Annotated in this window: 7 protein-coding genes; all 7 read left to right on the forward strand. The window is 56.4% G+C overall.

All coding sequences use genetic code 11. The annotated features are described in order from the left end of the window. A partial coding sequence (gene gpFI, locus J5M71_RS25665) for a DNA-packaging protein FI (protein WP_243434348.1) occupies positions 1-254 on the forward strand: 254 nt, incomplete at its 5' end. A gap of 11 nt (positions 255-265) precedes the next feature. After that, complete coding sequence (locus tag J5M71_RS25670; protein WP_000752979.1) at positions 266-619, forward strand: head-tail joining protein; 354 nt, start codon at positions 266-268, stop codon at positions 617-619. Between the two features lie 11 nt (positions 620-630). Continuing rightward, positions 631-1,209: a phage tail protein gene (locus J5M71_RS25675; protein WP_000975070.1), complete on the forward strand. Its 579-nt coding sequence runs from the start codon at positions 631-633 to the stop codon at positions 1,207-1,209. After that, complete coding sequence (locus J5M71_RS25680) at positions 1,206-1,601, forward strand: phage minor tail U family protein (RefSeq protein ID WP_000683105.1); 396 nt, start codon at positions 1,206-1,208, stop codon at positions 1,599-1,601. The genes J5M71_RS25675 and J5M71_RS25680 overlap by 4 nt, the downstream gene beginning before the upstream one ends. Before the next feature lie 7 nt (positions 1,602-1,608). Next, positions 1,609-2,349 (forward strand): phage tail protein, encoded by a 741-nt coding sequence (locus J5M71_RS25685; RefSeq protein ID WP_001349920.1) that lies wholly within the window; start codon positions 1,609-1,611, stop codon positions 2,347-2,349. 15 nt (positions 2,350-2,364) lie between these two features. Then, the gene (locus J5M71_RS25690) at positions 2,365-2,787 is read left to right on the forward strand and encodes a phage minor tail protein G (protein WP_000479153.1); all 423 of its coding nucleotides are present in this window, start codon (positions 2,365-2,367) and stop codon (positions 2,785-2,787) included. Beyond that, positions 2,769-3,203, forward strand: coding sequence for a phage tail assembly protein T (locus tag J5M71_RS25695; RefSeq protein WP_000459457.1), 435 nt, complete (start codon positions 2,769-2,771; stop codon positions 3,201-3,203). The genes J5M71_RS25690 and J5M71_RS25695 overlap by 19 nt, the downstream gene beginning before the upstream one ends. The last annotated feature ends 139 nt before the right edge of the window (positions 3,204-3,342 follow it).

Below are 3,342 nucleotides of genomic sequence, written 5' to 3' on the forward strand. Positions count from 1 at the left end.
GTCAGGACACCCCTCTCAGCCGGGAAAATGTGCTGACCGGACATGAAAATGAGGTGGGATCAGCGCAGCCGGATACCGTGATTCTGGATACGTCTGAACTGGTCACGGTCGTGGCACTGGTGAAGCTGCATACTGATGCACTTCACGCCACGCGGGATGAACCTGTGGCATTTGTGCTGCCGGGAACGGCGTTTCGTGTCTCTGCCGGTGTGGCAGCCGAAATGACAGAGCGCGGCCTGGCCAGAATGCAATAACGGGAGGCGCTGTGGCTGATTTCGATAACCTGTTCGATGCTGCCATTGCCCGCGCCGATGAAACGATACGCGGGTACATGGGAACGTCAGCCACCATTACATCCGGTGAGCAGTCAGGTGCGGTGATACGTGGTGTTTTTGATGACCCTGAAAATATCAGCTATGCCGGACAGGGCGTGCGCGTTGAAGGCTCCAGCCCGTCCCTGTTTGTCCGGACTGATGAGGTGCGGCAGCTGCGGCGTGGAGACACGCTGACCATCGGTGAGGAAAATTTCTGGGTAGATCGGGTTTCGCCGGATGATGGCGGAAGTTGTCATCTCTGGCTTGGACGGGGCGTACCGCCTGCCGTTAACCGTCGCCGCTGAAAGGGGGATGTATGGCCATAAAAGGTCTTGAGCAGGCCGTTGAAAACCTCAGCCGTATCAGCAAAACGGCGGTGCCTGGTGCCGCCGCAATGGCCATTAACCGCGTTGCTTCATCCGCGATATCGCAGTCGGCGTCACAGGTTGCCCGTGAGACAAAGGTACGCCGGAAACTGGTAAAGGAAAGGGCCAGGCTGAAAAGGGCCACGGTCAAAAATCCGCAGGCCAGAATCAAAGTTAACCGGGGGGATTTGCCCGTAATCAAGCTGGGTAATGCGCGGGTTGTCCTTTCGCGCCGCAGGCGTCGTAAAAAGGGGCAGCGTTCATCCCTGAAAGGTGGCGGCAGCGTGCTTGTGGTGGGTAACCGTCGTATTCCCGGCGCGTTTATTCAGCAACTGAAAAATGGCCGGTGGCATGTCATGCAGCGTGTGGCTGGGAAAAACCGTTACCCCATTGATGTGGTGAAAATCCCGATGGCGGTGCCGCTGACCACGGCGTTTAAACAAAATATTGAGCGGATACGGCGTGAACGTCTTCCGAAAGAGCTGGGCTATGCGCTGCAGCATCAACTGAGGATGGTAATAAAGCGATGAAACATACTGAACTCCGTGCAGCCGTACTGGATGCACTGGAGAAGCATGACACCGGGGCGACGTTTTTTGATGGTCGCCCCGCTGTTTTTGATGAGGCGGATTTTCCGGCAGTTGCCGTTTATCTCACCGGCGCTGAATACACGGGCGAAGAGCTGGACAGCGATACCTGGCAGGCGGAGCTGCATATCGAAGTTTTCCTGCCTGCTCAGGTGCCGGATTCAGAGCTGGATGCGTGGATGGAGTCCCGGATTTATCCGGTGATGAGCGATATCCCGGCACTGTCAGATTTGATCACCAGTATGGTGGCCAGCGGCTATGACTACCGGCGCGACGATGATGCGGGCTTGTGGAGTTCAGCCGATCTGACTTATGTCATTACCTATGAAATGTGAGGACGCTATGCCTGTACCAAATCCTACAATGCCGGTGAAAGGTGCCGGGACCACCCTGTGGGTTTATAAGGGGAGCGGTGACCCTTACGCGAATCCGCTTTCAGACGTTGACTGGTCGCGTCTGGCAAAAGTTAAAGACCTGACGCCCGGCGAACTGACCGCTGAGTCCTATGACGACAGCTATCTCGATGATGAAGATGCAGACTGGACTGCGACCGGGCAGGGGCAGAAATCTGCCGGAGATACCAGCTTCACGCTGGCGTGGATGCCCGGAGAGCAGGGGCAGCAGGCGCTGCTGGCGTGGTTTAATGAAGGCGATACCCGTGCCTATAAAATCCGCTTCCCGAACGGCACGGTCGATGTGTTCCGTGGCTGGGTCAGCAGTATCGGTAAGGCGGTGACGGCGAAGGAAGTGATCACCCGCACGGTGAAAGTCACCAATGTGGGACGTCCGTCGATGGCAGAAGATCGCAGCACGGTAACAGCGGCAACCGGCATGACCGTGACGCCTGCCAGCACCTCGGTGGTGAAAGGGCAGAGCACCACGCTGACCGTGGCCTTCCAGCCGGAGGGCGTAACCGACAAGAGCTTTCGTGCGGTGTCTGCGGATAAAACAAAAGCCACCGTGTCGGTCAGTGGTATGACCATCACCGTGAACGGCGTTGCTGCAGGCAAGGTCAACATTCCGGTTGTATCCGGTAATGGTGAGTTTGCTGCGGTTGCAGAAATTACCGTCACCGCCAGTTAATCCGGAGAGTCAGCGATGTTCCTGAAAACCGAATCATTTGAACATAACGGTGTGACCGTCACGCTTTCTGAACTGTCAGCCCTGCAGCGCATTGAGCATCTCGCCCTGATGAAACGGCAGGCAGAACAGGCGGAGTCAGACAGCAACCGGAAGTTTACTGTGGAAGACGCCATCAGAACCGGCGCGTTTCTGGTGGCGATGTCCCTGTGGCATAACCATCCGCAGAAGACGCAGATGCCGTCCATGAATGAAGCCGTTAAACAGATTGAGCAGGAAGTGCTTACCACCTGGCCCACGGAGGCAATTTCTCATGCTGAAAACGTGGTGTACCGGCTGTCTGGTATGTATGAGTTTGTGGTGAATAATGCCCCTGAACAGACAGAGGACGCCGGGCCCGCAGAGCCTGTTTCTGCGGGAAAGTGTTCGACGGTGAGCTGAGTTTTGCCCTGAAACTGGCGCGTGAGATGGGGCGACCCGACTGGCGTGCCATGCTTGCCGGGATGTCATCCACGGAGTATGCCGACTGGCACCGCTTTTACAGTACCCATTATTTTCATGATGTTCTGCTGGATATGCACTTTTCCGGGCTGACGTACACCGTGCTCAGCCTGTTTTTCAGCGATCCGGATATGCATCCGCTGGATTTCAGTCTGCTGAACCGGCGCGAGGCTGACGAAGAGCCTGAAGATGATGTGCTGATGCAGAAAGCGGCAGGGCTTGCCGGAGGTGTCCGCTTTGGCCCGGACGGGAATGAAGTTATCCCCGCTTCCCCGGATGTGGCGGACATGACGGAGGATGACGTAATGCTGATGACAGTATCAGAAGGGATCGCAGGAGGAGTCCGGTATGGCTGAACCGGTAGGCGATCTGGTCGTTGATTTGAGTCTGGATGCGGCCAGATTTGACGAGCAGATGGCCAGAGTCAGGCGTCATTTTTCTGGTACGGAAAGTGATGCGAAAAAAACAGCGGCAGTCGTTGAACAGTCGCTGAGC

The organism is Pseudomonas sp. 43(2021) (genome assembly GCF_017490805.1).
Lineage (GTDB): Bacteria > Pseudomonadota > Gammaproteobacteria > Pseudomonadales > Pseudomonadaceae > Aquipseudomonas.

Excerpts from the sequence above, each read along its gene's own strand:
- J5M71_RS25675 (WP_000975070.1), top strand. The coding sequence starts at position 631 with ATGGCCATAAAAGGTCTTGAGCAGGCCGTTGAAAACCTCAGCCGTATC.
- J5M71_RS25680 (WP_000683105.1), top strand. The coding sequence starts at position 1,206 with ATGAAACATACTGAACTCCGTGCAGCCGTACTGGATGCACTGGAGAAG.
- J5M71_RS25685 (WP_001349920.1), top strand. The coding sequence starts at position 1,609 with ATGCCTGTACCAAATCCTACAATGCCGGTGAAAGGTGCCGGGACCACC.
- J5M71_RS25690 (WP_000479153.1), top strand. The coding sequence starts at position 2,365 with ATGTTCCTGAAAACCGAATCATTTGAACATAACGGTGTGACCGTCACG.